This is a genomic window from Salinicola sp., assembly GCF_982684285.1.
Genome location: NZ_CEXLVS010000469.1, coordinates 1 through 1,340, shown reverse-complemented (window position 1 = coordinate 1,340; position 1,340 = coordinate 1). Strand labels below are relative to the sequence as shown.

2 protein-coding genes are annotated in these 1,340 nt (G+C 42.2%); both read right to left on the bottom strand.

The annotated features are described in order from the left end of the window. Positions 1–90 precede the first annotated feature (90 nt). Positions 91–729, bottom strand: coding sequence for a site-specific integrase (locus tag AC3AYF_RS21170; protein ID WP_487780440.1), 639 nt, complete (start codon positions 727–729; stop codon positions 91–93). 63 nt (positions 730–792) lie between these two features. After that, positions 793–1,041, bottom strand: a complete 249-nt coding sequence (locus AC3AYF_RS21165) for a hypothetical protein (protein ID WP_487780439.1) — start codon at positions 1,039–1,041, stop codon at positions 793–795. Positions 1,042–1,340 lie beyond the last annotated feature (299 nt).

Here is a 1,340-nt window from a genome sequence, read left to right as displayed (position 1 = left end):
TAATGTTCAAGGCATTTCAAATTTGGTACTCAATTTGGTACTCAATTTTATTTTACCTAGCTTTGCTTAACTTGTCTTAGGTTGTCAGCGTCAAAGTAACGCTTTCCAAAAAGCACGCCTCAAAAGCCAGTAGTCGTTATCCGACATTGCGTGATGATGTGGCTCCAACGCTTCAGCGTAATCACGCATTGTTTTGTTCGTTGCCTTCTCAAACTGATCGTTTAAATTCAACATAGAGGTTAGTCGTTTGCCGACGTACTCCCAAAATACCAAGTTGGTATTTATATGTCTTGGTCGATACTGCACCAACTCTCTCGCCCGTGTGTCTAAAATGTTAAAATCGACGTCCTGCCATCTAAGCAGTGCGACTTCATCTAACGTCATTTCGGACGCAATGGCGAACAGTACAGCGTCTCTCCTGTCTATAGTCAAAGCGCTCAACTCTTGCCTTATTCGTGCAATGCAGATGGTCTTGCTTTTAAGTTGAAATGTTTCCAGCTTTGCGGAAGTTATGTCTCCAGAAGCCACACACTTTCTAATCATGTCCAGCAACACGACAACATCATCTTTGGCCCTGTCGCCGAGACCTTTAATCTCCATGCGCTTGACGAACGCCATCACCTGTTGAGGGTTTACACTCTCGACACTTTGATTCCAAAACTTTGATTGGCGTAGCGGTGCGTCTTCTGGTAGCTGTGCTACGTCTCGCATCTTGGCTATTGATGTCATTACTTTCCCCTGTAGGTGTGCTAATTTAACACATAAAAAAAGGAGACCAAAGTCTCCTTATTTCTAACAGTTCCAGATCTCCTCATAATCGGCGTCCGGATACTTGGCAATCATTTCGGCAAACTTGTTGGCTGCCTCCTCTCCAGTCTTTATATCTTCGTGCTCTTCAATGGTTTCAATCGAGCCATCATCTTTGTAGTTTAGCACTTCGACATCGTAGAAGTCCGGCTCAGCGTGTTTGTCACAGAGTCCAGCCTCTGTTTTTGTTACCCACTTCATTGCGCACAAATGTATTTCAATCCAACTTTTCATTGTTGGCCTCCTTATATTTTCTATGAGTCTTGTCCGCTATGTTCAAAAACGGCTTAAAGAATAGTGGCATAAAAAAATCTAAGTCCGGTCTGCTCTCTAACGGAAACCCTATAGCCGTATCCAGATTATTCGTAAGCTCCTGAGTATCGCGGTGAATTGCTTCAAACAAGTCGAAACTTATCCGTTCGCGGCGACCATATGCATCGCCATTAATATCTATTAACCCGCCCTAGTGAGTGGCGATGTAAATATTGAATAATTTAATACTAATAAAATAATAAATAATAAAAATATAATTA

Coding starts and splice junctions, on each gene's coding strand:
- AC3AYF_RS21165 (WP_487780439.1), bottom strand. CDS start 1,041: ATGAAAAGTTGGATTGAAATACATTTGTGCGCAATGAAGTGGGTAACA.
- AC3AYF_RS21170 (WP_487780440.1), bottom strand. CDS start 729: ATGACATCAATAGCCAAGATGCGAGACGTAGCACAGCTACCAGAAGAC.